We start from the raw sequence: 13,936 nt of genomic DNA, 5'->3' as shown, positions 1-13,936 counted from the left end.
CCAAGAGAGGTTAGAAATAAACTCGTGCTCCAGCAGCGCCTTCAAACTCAATATCGCCTTTCTCCTCCCAATACCAAGTGGTGCCCGCTTCTGCAAATAGTTCCACATCACCCGTACCCACCGGAAGAGTCACACCGAGCCCGGCACGTGGTCCCCACTGATGCGTTGAATCATCTACCCACTGACCTCCGGCATAGACATACATAGGCGCATATTCCATCCGCCCGAGCCATTCACCCAAATTCCAAGTTCCATCGACGGCCACTCCCACCTTATCGATGCCAGCTTGAATTTTAAATTGGTTTTGCTTCAAGGTCACACCAGACATTGGCGAACCAAGGAAAACCCCCGCAGCAAGGCCATCAGCCGCGTAAGAAGAAACGGGAAATGAGGCAACAGCCAAACAGACTGCCGCACGAAGCCAAAGGTTAAAATTCATGGTATTCCGTTGTATTACTGTGATAAGCACATGGATTAAAGCAATTTTAGTGCCAAGGTTATAAAGCCATAAAACGGGGCTAGGTTTCCCTCTGAGCTAGGCAGGCAAGGCAAGAATACGGTGATCACTCGCGTTACGAGGTGAACGCATCACCAAGCACCCACAGAAAGAGGCAATAATCTGCCAATACGGAAAGGTACAAAGCGTACAAACCATGCCGCTTTAATCAGTCACAACATGACAACGATCGCCGCTCGCCCCGCCCATCGATGAGAAAGTGCGCACAAAGTAGCGTTTCTCCCTGATTTATTGGGCGATTTAAGTGATATACTGCATACTTTAGTCTGTGCGCCTTTATGAGTATGCGTGACAAGGCAGCATCCGCTTTCAAGACGTTTTTGGTAGGAGTAACGGGTTTTTGTTAGATGATCTGGTCTCGCTGGCACTGCGCCAGTTTCAGCAAGATTGTGTCAAATTGTGCGAGCATCACTATCCCACAGTCCACAATCGGGGAATGCGTGATCCCCACATGGGCAAAGCACTCGCACGTCGACTCATGCGGGTTCTCGAGGCGCATGATAAACCCGCAACGTTTAATTTGCTCGACGATACCCGACCACATAGCCAAACCGTCTATCAGCTACAACTTGACGGCAGCGCGATATACATACTGGCCCATCGCCTACTCAGTGGTAATAACGCCTGTCGTGATGCCTTGGTGCGTGACGTTGCTTGGCTACTGAATCATGGCATCACAAACCCTGCCGAGCCTGGGCGTGTCATTGTGGTCAGTGACCACTGGATTGACCGCACCAACGCCAGTAAGGCTGTTCCTTCTTGGTGGTTGGGACACCAACCTATCCACGCAGACGCCTATCGCGCGCAAGGAATACGCTTGACCAGCGCAACATCGAGCCTGGCTGAGACCATCGCGCCCTTGGGGTTAACCGAGGGGCGATATCGTATCTTTCACCCTTTGTTTCGCAAAAAAGATGGCTTACCCCTGCACAAATACCTTTTGCTCACCGCCACCTTTCCGCTCGGTGTTGAAGAGGATAATAGCAGTCTTTAATGTGGTTTGTGCCACACGGCTTTGAAATCAAACCATCCCACCGCATTCGATGCCACATCTTGGAGATCTGGCGTCGCCATGACACCCATCCAAATATGAAACAAGGGCACCATTTGATGCTCAACCAGGCGACGGGCTAAGTGCTCAGCACAGCTATCGTCTTGTGTCTCTCGCCAGCGCTGAGTATGACGCTCAATGGACTCGAGCATGGTATCTGTGCAGGCACTCAATACCAGATCATGCGTCCCTAGCCAGTTAAATAACCCCGCCTGCCCGCGTTCACCAAAGCTCATCGCCCCTAACCAGATGTCGATTTTGCGGCCATATTGACCACTAAAGTAGTCGGCGGATGACAATGCCAAGGTTTTCACTTGAATACCATCCTCAAGTAAGTGCGCGTGTATTGCCTTGGCGATAAGCGGGTATAAAGGATGATCGGATAAATACGCCACGGTCAGTGACGTTGGTGACGGGGCAACTGGCGACATGGACGAAAGACCATGATGCATCCAACCTGGCATCAGCCCATACGCATTGAACAATCGGTACTCACCCATTCCACAATGCGCCAAGCGTGGCAGTAATTGCAGCGATGACAGCTTTGCATGCAGGTATTCACGCCATGCGGGTTGCTTCGCTAATCCATCGCGACAATTCAACAACAGGTAACCAGCCCCCTGATCCATTTCTAACTTTTGACTCAGCGTGGTTTGATGGCTTGCTAATCTCTCCGGCGTCAGTGAGGTGCTGGGAGTGAGATAGCACATTGCGGCCTCATCAAACACCATAATCTGGATTTCATCGGTCAGGGCACGATAACCAAAATAATCATCAAATGCCTCGAGCACTAAGCGGTGTGGCTGTTTCTCTGCCACGCGATAAGGACCTGTCCCAATCGGTTGATAACCAAGGGATTGACTTGGATGGCGCTCAGCAGGACGAATGACCGCTTCTGGCAAGGTAAGCGCATGATCAAACCTTGAGTCGGGAGACGAAAGATGTACATCAATCATTCGCGGGCCCGGCGAGTCAACACGCGAAAGATGAGCAAAAAAACGCCGCGTAGAAAGCGCCGATAGGCTCGCTATCACATCCTGCTCGCGCATTGGCTGACCATCATGGAAGCGGACACCAGGACGAAGGTAAAATCGCCAATGTGTCGGCGACAACGCTTCCCAATGATGGGCTAAATCCGATGTCACAGTACGTTCATTACCACGATAACGCACCAAACCATTAAAAATTTGACCGACCAAGTGCTGCTCTGAGCGACGCAAAGGTTCGCGCGGATCCAGCGTCTCAAGCTGACGGTAATAGGGCAGGCGAACAATTTGCCGCCCGTTTTGCGTACTCGGTCCCATTTGTTTTTGAATTAAGGCGGCGAGCTTGGTGGAGTCATGATCAAGGCACGCCAAGGCTTGATCCATTTTGCCCTGCGCCAACCAATGTGCTGCCTGCTCTTCTCGCAGTGCCATTTCACTTCGTAAAAACGCTAAACGAGAGAGCTTGCCCCGCCCCACGGAAGGCTGCCACGTTAACCATCCTTGCTCTTCTAACTTACTGAGCACCATTCGCGCATTACGCCGCGTACATACCAAAATATCCGCCACAGCTTGTAACGTTGTATCGGTGTTTTCGCCATTGAAATGATGATAAAGGCGGGAGAACTGAGCACGAAGTCGCTGACCTGACATAAAAGAGGAACCCAACAATCACAAAAACCAGTGGAAGTATTTCCTATTTTACGCAGAACAAGGCATAGCGTCTGCTCATATCTTGATCACACGCACTCAGGCTGTGATCTCTGGCAGGCAATAATCACCGGCTTTCACGAGCAGACGTTTGTTATTCCGTCTGACTCAGTTATGATGCCTCTCTTTGTCGATAATGAGTAGGGTGTTTATGATCGCGTCGGCTATTATTTCCCATTTTGATATCAAACAACGCTGGATGGCTTGCCACGTAAAAAAAGCGCAATTCCCAACCAAGGAAAGCCTTGCGGGTTTTGATATCTATCATGCCACTGCTCATCCCCCACACCCTTTTGACAAACCTGACGCACCAACTCATCAGCCACTCACTCTCTATTGGGTCGACAATCACCCACTGATGATTCAGTATGCCAAGCTTCAGGCGCAACAGTGGCCAGAGTCAGATCGTGCCAATATGCTCGCTTACTTTGCCCAGCTTGCGCTTGAAGATGGTGTTGAAATCGCTGACGCCACGGTGTCGCTCTGTATCGGCACCCAAAACGGGGAAACCTGCGCCGCCGCCATGCGGGTCGATACGGTGTTAGACGGTCAAACGGTCAGTGGTATTTATGATCTGATTGCCCCCAGTGACGACGCCCGCGCACAACTTCTACGCGCAATGATGGAGGCGACCGACAACAACCGCCAATGGGTGATTGCCGGATAACCCTGACGCTCAAGCGACCTTACAACGCTCATCATTCAACGAGCGCTTAACCGTAAAGATAGTGTTGTGTTTGGGAGAAGAAAGCGGGATTTTTTGTGGGCACTTCTGAGTTTAGAACCGAGATTCCGCAGCTATTTTTAAAATTTATTTCGCCGAAGATGCCGACACGTTCATGATAATTGCAAAATCTTGCTGCCTTTGAGGCACTAGCAGAAAGGCATGTGATTTTTGATGACGAGTCACGTTTAACCTCCTGATAGTAGTGAGAGATAGTTTAATCGAGTACGACCATCAGAAACCAAGTTGGGTAGCCACCATTGAATGACCCAGTCACTCTAAACGTGACGAGAGTCACATAATTTAATAGGTAATTAGGTGCGAAATGACGGTTAGAAGTGCCATCTGTGAAGGTCCTAGACAGACGTGTGTTGTGTTCCTCATCAATATAGAAAGATATAGATTACTAATAGTATGGAAAGCTTTTATTTTTATCGGTACAGTAACTATATTAAATACCATACTTGCCATCATCGTTGGAGTGGCTTTAGCTATCGCTATTTTACTTTTTAGTAAAAAACTTTTTTCTATAGCCATTGAACGATGATGGTAATGCGGTATCTGAAAACGTAGTAAGTTTGTTTATGTCAAACGATAATGATAGCAAAGATTGTCCTGTGAGACCTCGTAATCTTTCCAACTCTTTAAAGCGGTCTTTTTGCAAGTATGCATTCATTTCATCGATTGATTCTGATTGATTTGGATTAATATCAAAATGGATATGTGCAAAAACATTGAAACTCAAAATCTGTTCGAGCACCTCATCCTCAACTCTATAAGTCCAGATCGAATCTTCTTCTCCAATAAGTTGGTAGTTGATATCTCGTTCAGGAGCGTATCGAGCTGACTCTAAGAGCAAAGTAATACACTCAAGCTTTCGTTCTAATCTATGCTTTCGAAAAATATGTTGATTTGTATTGTAGTAGTCATTCAGTTCTACCAGTTGGTTGAAGTGAGCAGACAATTCTGAGTATTTTATTTGGGGTGCTTGTTTTGGTGGTGTTCCCCCATATTTGTTATCAGGTTGCAGATATGTGTTTAGGAAAAAACTTATTGAGTCATCAGCTTCAACTAACATCTTACGGAAATTTAGTAGTTGTTCAGCCTCATACTTTATAAAACTGTCGTTGAGCCATTGTTTTTTCTGATTTTTTGCTGAAATAACAGTAAAAGCAATAGCTGCTGTTGATGTTAGCGCTGCAAAAATACTTGCTAAATCACCAACGGACATATCAGGATATCGATGTAAAGTGATCATTATTATCAAATAAGTAGTAATAACAATGCTAACAAGCAACCCTTTATTTTTTTCGAACATTCTACTCTCTATTGCTAATCTTTGGACTCTGTGAATCAATCATGGTTTTATCTACACATTACTTGCATTACAAAAAGTAAGTCAAATGGATCTTTCGTGAATTTAGTATTCAATCATCCAAACTCACACTGGGACAAGAGAAATCTAAGCAACCGAGAGAGCTTTCTTCTCGTCACCAGCGCGAGATGAGGGAAAAAACAGCCAGGCGGGTGACCTGACTGTTTGGGTCGGGGCAGGTTACATCCGCTTCAAAGGCTTAACGACACTTTCTAAGCCTTCAACTTTGAGTGCCAGGCACAGCTTCATTAGCTCTCCTAACTCGCCTTTCGGAAACTCGGCTTTGTTTTGGAACCACAACAGATATTCCTCTGGCAGATCAATCAACACGCGCCCAGCGTATTTGCCGAATGGCATGGGCATTGTGGCTAATTTCATAAGCTGTTGTTTATCCATCAATGCATCCCGTTTTAGGCTGTCGCATGTCGCTGTTCAAGACGTTGACTTGCTATCATTTCAAGCAACATGGTTTCACGTATCAACGATTGCCCGGCTTTGGCACTGTTCGCCATCACTGCTTTGTTATGCGCAATCGCATGATTAAGGCTCACCCACACGGGTCGCATACCATTATTGATTTCATAATGCTCAAAGGTCGGTGTACCGAGATCTCGATCAACGCGACAGTAGAAGCAGTATGACAACATATGCATCACATCCGCACCATCTCGGTACCAAGGGCGGTACTCTTCAAAACAGCCAAATGGGGTGATATCACGGATCTGTCGTGCGCCCGTCTCTTCTCGCAGCTCACGGATCATGGCTTGCTCTGGGGTTTCGCCCGCATCCATACCGCCACCGGGGAGCGAATAATCATCATAACGTGCGGTATACATCAGCAAAATCTCATCGCCATCTAAGGCAATCGCGCGTGCTGCGTCGCGCTTAATGACGGATTTATTTTGCAGCGGCAGCACCCGCTCATCCGTATATTTGGCTATGATTTCCATTACTACTCAGATAGTCAAAAAACAAGCGCGGGAGTATAGCACAACCAAACAAGAGAGCAGAAAGGCGCTAACAGGTGCACAAAAATGAAATATGTCTCGCACCCGATACCTTAAGCCGCCCAAAAATCATTAGTATTATTGGTGATAAACACACAAGGTAGGACTGGGTACGATGCTGCAGAAAATTAGTATCCACAAGCTGACACTCGGGATGTACGTGGAACAAATAGAAACAGCCCAGTCACCCACCCGGATGACCAAACCTGGCTATGTTCGCCGTCCCGAGACAATCCAAAAACTAAAACAATGTGGTGTTAACTATGTTTGGGTAGATGCTGATCAGATCCTAGATATCAATGAAATCCAGTACAAAGGCGCACTCTATCAAGGTAAGTATGCGTCAACCGGCGCGGATATCGACAAAGCACGCGCGCTCATCGATTCGTCGAAGCAACAACTGAGTCGCTTGTTAAATGACATCTATGCCAATAAAGCCATTGATGTCGCGCCCCTTGAGGCATTGGGCAGTGACATTGTCGACAACATTTTTGAACGTCAGCACGCCATTGCTTGGATCAGTGGCATTCGAGATAAAAGTGCTTACCTGATGGAGCATTCGCTCAACGTGGCCTTTTTGTTGGTGAGTTTTGGCAGGCATCTAGGGTTTGATCACGCGACCTTGCAAGAGCTCGCCGTCGGTGGGCTGGTGCATGATATTGGTAAAGTGCTAGTTGCCGACGAAGTGCTCAATAAACCGGGAAAACTGACCGCTGAAGAGTTCGACCACATGAAACTCCACCAAGTATTTTCTCAGCCGGTACTGGATAGTATCCCTGACTTATCACAAATTGCTCGCGATGTGAGTTTAATGCATCACGAAAAACTGGATGGCAATGGTTACCCAAACGGGCTAAAAGGCGAAGCGTTACATACCATTGGCCGCATGAGTGGCATTGTCGATATTTACGATGCACTGACCGCGGATCGTTGTTACAAACGAGCGATGTCACCGTCTGAAGCCTTTAAGATCATGATGGGACTCACGCCGTTTCATTTGGATCCCAATTTATTGCGCGCCTTTATTCAGTGTATTGGCTTTTACCCCGTTGGCTCCCTCGTTGAGTTAGCGGATGGACGCGTTGGCTTGGTATGGCAAGAAAACCTCGACGACTTGACTCGCCCTGTGGTCAAGTTGTTTTATTCAGTCCGCAGTCACCGGTTTCGTGAAGTGGAGTATATTGATCTCGCTAAGCGCCATGATTTGCGTATCGCCCGCGCCACCAGCGAGACAGCCCTTGATATCAATGTCGATGCATTTCGTTAATCCTGTGACGAGGCGAGGGCTTTTGCGTATACTGCCCTCCCTCAGTGACAATGCCTTTTAAGAAAGAGAGAGAAAAATGAGAGTTTGCGCGGTTGATTTAAAAGCTAACGAAGCGAATGTTGTGTTACTCGACAGTGACAACGATTTGTTTTCGGTACCTGAGTGTCGAGCCAAGAAAATCACGCTGCCCTCGCCAGAAGCGCAAGAGAGCATTCAACATTTCCATCGTACCATGAGCAAGCTCATCGAAGATTATCAGGTGGATAAAATCATTATTCGCGAGCGCCAAACCAAAGGGAAGTTCGCGGGTAGTAGTGCCGGCTTTAAAATGGAGGCCGCCCTACAACTGATCGAAGGCGTTGACGCCGAAGTCTTCTCCTCCAGCGTGATGAAACAAACGCTAAAACGTCATCCCATCGATGTAAACTTAAAAGAGCTAGGCTTGAAGCAATTTCAGGAAAATGCCTTTCTAACCGCGTGCGCCTATTGTAATAAAGACAAAAAATAACAGTAATAAAGACAAAAAAAACGCGTCGAACACGGAGGTACCATGAGCAAGAAAATCTACTCTTCCCCGCTAGGGCCATTAACACTGCAGGCCAATAGCCAGGGATTAACGGCTCTGTATCTCCCTAACCGCGCACCTAATCACCTTGTTCAAGACAGTTCGCAAGACAGCGTCGCCATTCTCGATCTTGCCTGCCATCAACTGGATGAGTACTTTGCGGGTACGCGACAGACATTCTCGGTGCCACTTGCACCGCAGGGAACGGCCTTTCAACAGCGCGTATGGCAGGCACTTCAATCCATTCCCTTTGGTGAAACGACCAGTTACCAAGCCATCTCTCATCTTATCGGTAACCCAAAAGCCAACCAAGCCGTGGGCAGTGCGAATGGCAAGAATCCGATTTCGATTATTGTCCCCTGTCACCGGATTATTGGCCGTCAAGGTCAGTTGGTCGGCTATGGGGGTGGTTTAACCGCCAAACGCACCTTGTTGATTTGGGAGGCCACAGGTAAGTGGCCCGATTACGTCTCCAATGCGCTGACCAGCACAGATCCAGCGCTGCCTTAGTCTCCACTCAGGCGGCAAGCGGTTTGGTCAGCCGTTCCGGGGTCAGATGAAAACCACAATGGATATAAAAGCTTTGTGCGTCGTCTTTTTGGTAGCTTGGGACCACTTCAATGTGATCACATCCTTTTGCTATCAGCGCCTGCTCGGCAGCATTAAGCAGTTGGCGTCCCAACGTCATATCGCGGAATGGCTCGTCGACAATAATGGTACTAATACGACCCACGTGGCCTGACAAACCTAATTGTGGGATCACTTGACAGACCACCACACCCGCCACCAAACCGCAAAGCTCGGCCACGCTCACTGACACCAAGTCCTGATTAAGTAGATGCTTGATGTGCCGGTGCATCTGACGTTTGTCTATCTCATCTGACTGGCAATGGGCGCAGAGTTGGCTAATGGTTTCTATATCTTTATCAGTGGCTTGTCTTATCATTGTCGCCTTCCTTGTTTGGGTTTCCCCACCCGCAGACCGCCGTTCAATCTGCCGGTGAGGTTTTATGAGTTATCACGTCGCAACACTCGCACGTATTAGTGACTAACGCTGGGCGGTTTGCGTCCCCGACATACGGCTTACTGTCACGCGGCGGTCAAAGAAAAAGCCCTCATTCCCCGCTTGGCTATCCAGTGGCTGACTGTCTCCATACGCCACCGTGTTGAGCTGACGCGGATCGACGCCCACGGACACAAGATAATCTTTTACGGCCTGCACACGACGTTCCGATAGCGCTTGGTTATAGCCTTGACGTCCTCTTGGATCGGCATAGCCTGCGAGTTGCCATTGAGCGTTTGGCATTTGTTGAATAAATCCTGCGAGCTCATCAAGCTGGATCATAAAGTGCGGCTCAATATCAGCCGAGCTCGTGCGAAATTGAATATTCATCGCCAGCGTAAGGTCTTCCACCTGATTCTGCGCACTGCGTAACCGCGCGAGTTCAAGCTGCGCTTCATTATATTTTTGGCTGATGCGACTCAATGATTGATTCTCATCCCGGATAGTTTGAATCGTTTCATCCTGCTCGGTGGCCAAATTTTCATAGCTGGCATTTTGCCCCATCACGGTACCAATAATGGCCCCTGCCACCGCGCCGACAGGACCCGCCACCACCGCTCCCGCGATAGCGCCGCTTCCCATCCCGATCAACTCGGGTTGTTTATTACGTTCAACCTCACTGGCGGCCATCCCTTGTGGCGTGGCAACGGCGAACATTGAAACGGCAAATACAGAGTGAATCAGTTGTTTTTTAATATCCATCTTATCCTCGCTTACGATGAATCGTGCTGTTTGATATGGCGTTATTACAGCAAGCACTTAAGGCATTTTGCGGGAGTAAAAATGGCAATCTGGCGATCAATAGTGGCAAAAAAATGGCAATTTACGTTTCATACGCGAAGAGGGTTTTCTCTGCACACAGTTTGGGTATAGTCATCACAACGCAAGTAAGAAGACAGAGTTATGAAACACATCGCGATAGTGGAAGATGAAGCGGCGATCCGAGAAAACTACGCCGATGTTATCCGCCGCCAAGGTTACCAAGTCCATACCTACCAAGACCGGCCCAGCGCGCAAGCGGCCTTTGAGCGGCAATTGCCCGATCTAGCAATCATTGATATTGGCTTAGGCAGTGAGATCGATGGTGGTTTTGCTCTTTGCCAATCCCTCCGCGCCGTGTCGGCGACGGTGCCAATTATATTCCTCACCGCCCGCGACAGTGATATTGATACCGTGGTTGGTTTGCGGATGGGCGCGGATGACTATCTCACTAAAGATGTTTCCCTCCCACACCTCATGGCACGTATCGCCGCATTATTCCGGCGCTCTGATCTTTTGGCACAAACCCCCTCAAAAGAAGATAAGCGTCTCCAATGTGGTCCTCTTTACCTCGATCTTGATCGTATGCAGGTCTATTGGCATGACCAACTGATTGATCTCACCGTGACCGAATTTTGGATGGTGCACGCCCTCGTCAAACGACCCGGGCATGTTAAAAGTCGTCAAGCACTCATGGATGAAGCACATGCTGTGGTGGATGACAGCACCATTACCTCACACATTAAACGAATTCGTAAAAAATTCATGGTGGTTGATGAACAGTTTGATTGCATCAGTACCGTTTATGGCATGGGCTACCGTTGGGATGAGGCACCCGAATGAACGCGAAGTTACACTTGCTTGCCCAACAATTATGGCAACACATCGCGGGTATCCGTACCAAGATTGTGGTGCTATCGAGCTTTTTGCTCCTATTGCCCTACCTGGGTTATCAATATGTGTGGGAGATGGAAAACGTCTTACGACAGGGACAAGAACAGACTTTGATGGGCACCGCGCGCGCTTTCGCCATGGGGATGAACGACAGGCCCAGCTTGTTTTCCTATCGAGACATCCCCTCTCAACTCGACCCAGGAAAAGATCTGCACGCGTTTCGCCTCAATCATCCAATCACCTTGGACGGTGACTTAGGCGACTGGCAGCGCGACCGCCACCATCAACGCCACTATCAGCGTGATGGGCTTATTTTTAACCAAGGTCCCTACCACAGCAATCAATTAGCGTTATCTGTGCTCACTGGGAGTAATGGAGATGCCGTATACTTTGGCATCACAGTGACCGATGCCAGTCCTACCCCAGCACAGCGTACCGGCGATATCACCAGCCAAGATCACATGATCTTGGCGCTCACTTCCCCCCAAGGTGCCTTTTATCGTGTTGCGCTCAGCCAAGACAGTAACAGCAATAATGCTCACATCCGTCACCTGACCAGTGGACTACCCACGTTAGCTGACCAGACCTCGACAGAAGGCCCGGCTCAGCCTCTACCTATTGCTGCAAAATGGCAACCGACAGACAAGGGTTACAGCATTGAGGTGAAACTCCCGGCAAATTGGGTCGGCCAGCAGCTGGCTCTCGCCTACTATGATCGCGGCAATGGTTTTGAGCGGCCACTCAACGCCATTATTGGCAGTGCTTCAACGCGCGCTCCCACCTCATTAGGCAGCTTTATGATGCCCTCTGCGGCTATCCAATCTTTGATTGAGCGAATGAATAACGACGCCTCGCGGGTTTGGGTAGTCGACAAACACAGTCGCGTGCTCGCCAAAGACGGCGATATTCAAACCTCCAATGGCGTTTGGCAGCCTCAGTCGCCCTCAGACCAATCAGAAGGGTTGATCCCCTGGATAACCGACACACTACTGCGCCCCTGGTATGACCGCTTGCTCGTGACGCCACCCGATCACTTTGTCGACGCCATGCAACAAGCATCCATCTACCAAGGGGTGCAAGCACAGCAAGCATTACAGGGGCGGCCTTACGCAGGCTGGCGCAGCTCAGACGACAATCAAGCAATGATTTTATCGGCCGCTTATCCCATCTGGCTTGACGACCGTGTCGCCGGTGCAGTGATCGTCGAAGAGACGACCAATGGCATTCGCAGCTTACGTAATGAAGCGTTAGAAACCCTGTTTTCAGTCATGCTGGCGGTTATATGTACCGGCGTGCTTTTACTGCTCTTGTTTGGATCGCATATCGCTAAGCGTTTACGTCGCCTCCAGCACGAGGCCGATCATGCAATCGATAGCCAAGGCCGGGTTACCGGGCATATCACCACCACACATAGCCATGATGAAATTGGTCGACTATCACGCACCATGGCCGATATGGTCAGCCGAATTGCCGGGTATAATCACTACTTGGAGGCCATGAGCTCACGGTTATCCCACGAGCTACGCACACCGATTGCCGTGGTGCGCTCCTCGCTTGAGAACATGGCCTACACCCAGGAAAACCCCGATCAACTGACCTATATTAACCGCGCGCAAGACGGTGTTCACCGCTTAGCGGGCATTTTATCGACGTTAACCGAGGCCACACGCCTAGAACAGAGCTTTGATAACGCCGATAAAGAGATGGTGGATCTCAATGCCCTACTTGAAGGCTGTACCCAAGGCTACCAATTCGCTTATCCAGATAAGACCTTTACCTTAAGCCTTCCCCACCACACGGTAAACGTGTTAGGTGTCCCTGATTATCTGGCACAATTACTCGACAAGCTTATCGCCAATGCGGTGGAGTTTGACAACGGCGCCACCCCCATCGCCTTATCGCTGTCACAAAATGCGCATCAGGTCGCGATGACCGTCAGCAATAGCGGCCCATTGCTTCCCGAGCATATGCGCGAGCAATTGTTTAACTCTATGGTCAGTGTCCGCCCTGAAGGTCACGGCGCGGATAAACCGCACCTTGGCTTAGGACTGTATATCGCACGGTTGATCGCTGACTTTCATCAAGCCGATCTTGTCGCTGACAACCGGCCACAAAAAGATGGAGTGACACTGTCACTTATTTGGCCCAATACACAGTTAATGACACACTGATTGATCTCAACCCTATTGGCCCCAATACTGACTAATAGTGCCCGACACTGATAAGGGCCCGCACTTTTCATGGGGTCACACATAGCGTGACGCCCCGAGCAAGGAGCCAATATGATTGAATTTTATTCTGCCGCGACACCCAACGGCCAAAAAGTTGCGATTGCACTAGAAGAGATGGGGCTGGATTATCAACTACACAGCGTTGATTTGATGGCAAATGAGCAAAAACAGCCTGACTTCTTAGCCATCAACCCCAACGGTCGCATTCCCGCGATTGTCGATAAAGCCAATAGCGACTTTCCGGTGTTTGAGTCCGGGGCGATTTTACTCTATCTCGCAGAAAAAACGGGGCAATTCTTACCCAGCGAGCCCAAGGCACGCTCACAAGCCGTTCAGTGGCTGATGTTTCAAATGGGGGGCGTGGGGCCAATGATGGGGCAAGCCAATGTCTTCTATCGTTATTTTCCTGAAAAAATCCCCGCCGCCATTGAGCGCTATCAAAAAGAAGGCCGCCGCCTGCTTGAAGTGGTGGATAAGCAACTGCAACAGCATCCTTACTTGGCAGGGGATAGCTATACCATTGCCGATATGGCGACCTGGCCATGGGCAAGGATTCACGAATGGAGTGGCGTTGATGTCAGCGGATTAGACGCACTCAGCGCGTGGCTCGATAAACTTGCCGCGCGCCCTGCTTGTCAAAAAGCCTTACTCACCCCCGCGCCCAACGAGGCAACGGACGACGAACGTGCCGAACAAGTACGTGGCATGGTGACGCGATAGCAAAATCGCTATACTAGATCGTAATCTTAGGTACCAGACAGGCAGCGTATCCCGCGGCCTGTCTGTCAT

The 13,936-nt window shown here is 49.3% G+C and carries 15 protein-coding genes; 8 read left to right on the top strand and 7 right to left on the bottom strand.

Annotated elements, in window-relative coordinates:
- Positions 1–10: 10 nt before the first annotated feature.
- The gene (locus BZG72_RS10115) at positions 11–439 is read right to left on the bottom strand and encodes a hypothetical protein (protein WP_046075908.1); all 429 of its coding nucleotides are present in this window, start codon (positions 437–439) and stop codon (positions 11–13) included.
- Between the two features lie 418 nt (positions 440–857).
- On the opposite strand from BZG72_RS10115, the gene BZG72_RS10110 reads away from it, so the two are divergent.
- Positions 858–1,511 (top strand): hypothetical protein, encoded by a 654-nt coding sequence (locus BZG72_RS10110; protein ID WP_046075909.1) that lies wholly within the window; start codon positions 858–860, stop codon positions 1,509–1,511.
- Here the strand turns inward: BZG72_RS10110 and BZG72_RS10105 are convergent.
- Complete coding sequence (locus BZG72_RS10105; RefSeq protein ID WP_077666714.1) at positions 1,508–3,205, bottom strand: SgrR family transcriptional regulator; 1,698 nt, start codon at positions 3,203–3,205, stop codon at positions 1,508–1,510. The genes BZG72_RS10110 and BZG72_RS10105 overlap by 4 nt on opposite strands.
- Before the next feature lie 208 nt (positions 3,206–3,413).
- Between BZG72_RS10105 and BZG72_RS10100 the strand changes: the two genes are divergently transcribed.
- Positions 3,414–3,929 carry a hypothetical protein gene (locus BZG72_RS10100; RefSeq protein ID WP_077666713.1) on the top strand — a complete coding sequence of 172 codons (516 nt, stop codon included), beginning with the start codon at positions 3,414–3,416 and terminating at the stop codon, positions 3,927–3,929.
- Between the two features lie 559 nt (positions 3,930–4,488).
- Here BZG72_RS10100 and BZG72_RS10095 read toward each other — a convergent pair.
- The 3 genes from BZG72_RS10095 to BZG72_RS10085 all read right to left on the bottom strand — a co-directional run bounded on the left by BZG72_RS10095 (position 4,489) and on the right by BZG72_RS10085 (position 6,311).
- Complete coding sequence (locus BZG72_RS10095) at positions 4,489–5,304, bottom strand: hypothetical protein (protein WP_077666712.1); 816 nt, start codon at positions 5,302–5,304, stop codon at positions 4,489–4,491.
- 237 nt (positions 5,305–5,541) lie between these two features.
- Positions 5,542–5,760 (bottom strand): DUF3820 family protein, encoded by a 219-nt coding sequence (locus BZG72_RS10090; protein WP_158075465.1) that lies wholly within the window; start codon positions 5,758–5,760, stop codon positions 5,542–5,544.
- Between the two features lie 11 nt (positions 5,761–5,771).
- Positions 5,772–6,311, bottom strand: a complete 540-nt coding sequence (locus BZG72_RS10085) for an NUDIX hydrolase (protein ID WP_077666710.1) — start codon at positions 6,309–6,311, stop codon at positions 5,772–5,774.
- Positions 6,312–6,483: 172 nt separating this feature from the next.
- On the opposite strand from BZG72_RS10085, the gene BZG72_RS10080 reads away from it, so the two are divergent.
- The 3 genes from BZG72_RS10080 to BZG72_RS10070 all read left to right on the top strand — a co-directional run bounded on the left by BZG72_RS10080 (position 6,484) and on the right by BZG72_RS10070 (position 8,710).
- A complete protein-coding gene (locus tag BZG72_RS10080; protein ID WP_077666709.1) occupies positions 6,484–7,635 on the top strand; it encodes an HD-GYP domain-containing protein in 1,152 nt (383 codons plus the stop codon).
- Between the two features lie 76 nt (positions 7,636–7,711).
- The gene (locus BZG72_RS10075; RefSeq protein ID WP_046075914.1) at positions 7,712–8,143 is read left to right on the top strand and encodes a DUF3010 family protein; all 432 of its coding nucleotides are present in this window, start codon (positions 7,712–7,714) and stop codon (positions 8,141–8,143) included.
- Between the two features lie 42 nt (positions 8,144–8,185).
- On the top strand, positions 8,186–8,710 hold the full coding sequence (locus BZG72_RS10070; RefSeq protein ID WP_077666708.1) for a methylated-DNA--[protein]-cysteine S-methyltransferase: 525 nt from the start codon (positions 8,186–8,188) through the stop codon (positions 8,708–8,710).
- Between the two features lie 7 nt (positions 8,711–8,717).
- Here the strand turns inward: BZG72_RS10070 and BZG72_RS10065 are convergent, their stop codons facing one another.
- Both BZG72_RS10065 and pdsO read right to left on the bottom strand, forming a co-directional pair.
- Positions 8,718–9,146, bottom strand: coding sequence for a GNAT family N-acetyltransferase (locus BZG72_RS10065; protein ID WP_077579319.1), 429 nt, complete (start codon positions 9,144–9,146; stop codon positions 8,718–8,720).
- Between the two features lie 102 nt (positions 9,147–9,248).
- Positions 9,249–9,965: a sortase-associated OmpA-like protein PdsO gene (gene pdsO, locus BZG72_RS10060; RefSeq protein WP_052708148.1), complete on the bottom strand. Its 717-nt coding sequence runs from the start codon at positions 9,963–9,965 to the stop codon at positions 9,249–9,251.
- Between the two features lie 201 nt (positions 9,966–10,166).
- Here pdsO and pdsR point away from each other — a divergent pair, with 201 nt between their 5' ends.
- The 3 genes from pdsR to BZG72_RS10045 all read left to right on the top strand — a co-directional run bounded on the left by pdsR (position 10,167) and on the right by BZG72_RS10045 (position 13,867).
- A complete protein-coding gene (gene pdsR, locus BZG72_RS10055; RefSeq protein WP_077607234.1) occupies positions 10,167–10,865 on the top strand; it encodes a proteobacterial dedicated sortase system response regulator in 699 nt (232 codons plus the stop codon).
- Positions 10,862–13,087, top strand: a complete 2,226-nt coding sequence (gene pdsS, locus BZG72_RS10050) for a proteobacterial dedicated sortase system histidine kinase (protein ID WP_077666707.1) — start codon at positions 10,862–10,864, stop codon at positions 13,085–13,087. The genes pdsR and pdsS overlap by 4 nt, the downstream gene beginning before the upstream one ends.
- Positions 13,088–13,198: 111 nt before the next feature.
- The gene (locus BZG72_RS10045; protein ID WP_077666706.1) at positions 13,199–13,867 is read left to right on the top strand and encodes a glutathione S-transferase family protein; all 669 of its coding nucleotides are present in this window, start codon (positions 13,199–13,201) and stop codon (positions 13,865–13,867) included.
- The last annotated feature ends 69 nt before the right edge of the window (positions 13,868–13,936 follow it).

Origin of the sequence: Salinivibrio sp. PR6 (assembly GCF_001995955.1) — a bacterium.
Taxonomy (GTDB): domain Bacteria; phylum Pseudomonadota; class Gammaproteobacteria; order Enterobacterales; family Vibrionaceae; genus Salinivibrio; species Salinivibrio siamensis.
This window is presented reverse-complemented; position numbering and strand designations above follow the sequence as displayed.

Coding starts and splice junctions, on each gene's coding strand:
- pdsR (WP_077607234.1), top strand. CDS start 10,167: ATGAAACACATCGCGATAGTGGAAGATGAAGCGGCGATCCGAGAAAAC.
- BZG72_RS10080 (WP_077666709.1), top strand. CDS start 6,484: ATGCTGCAGAAAATTAGTATCCACAAGCTGACACTCGGGATGTACGTG.
- pdsS (WP_077666707.1), top strand. CDS start 10,862: ATGAACGCGAAGTTACACTTGCTTGCCCAACAATTATGGCAACACATC.
- BZG72_RS10070 (WP_077666708.1), top strand. CDS start 8,186: ATGAGCAAGAAAATCTACTCTTCCCCGCTAGGGCCATTAACACTGCAG.
- BZG72_RS10100 (WP_077666713.1), top strand. CDS start 3,414: ATGATCGCGTCGGCTATTATTTCCCATTTTGATATCAAACAACGCTGG.
- BZG72_RS10105 (WP_077666714.1), bottom strand. CDS start 3,205: ATGTCAGGTCAGCGACTTCGTGCTCAGTTCTCCCGCCTTTATCATCAT.
- BZG72_RS10045 (WP_077666706.1), top strand. CDS start 13,199: ATGATTGAATTTTATTCTGCCGCGACACCCAACGGCCAAAAAGTTGCG.
- BZG72_RS10085 (WP_077666710.1), bottom strand. CDS start 6,311: ATGGAAATCATAGCCAAATATACGGATGAGCGGGTGCTGCCGCTGCAA.
- BZG72_RS10065 (WP_077579319.1), bottom strand. CDS start 9,146: ATGATAAGACAAGCCACTGATAAAGATATAGAAACCATTAGCCAACTC.
- BZG72_RS10115 (WP_046075908.1), bottom strand. CDS start 439: ATGAATTTTAACCTTTGGCTTCGTGCGGCAGTCTGTTTGGCTGTTGCC.
- BZG72_RS10075 (WP_046075914.1), top strand. CDS start 7,712: ATGAGAGTTTGCGCGGTTGATTTAAAAGCTAACGAAGCGAATGTTGTG.
- BZG72_RS10095 (WP_077666712.1), bottom strand. CDS start 5,304: ATGTTCGAAAAAAATAAAGGGTTGCTTGTTAGCATTGTTATTACTACT.
- pdsO (WP_052708148.1), bottom strand. CDS start 9,965: ATGGATATTAAAAAACAACTGATTCACTCTGTATTTGCCGTTTCAATG.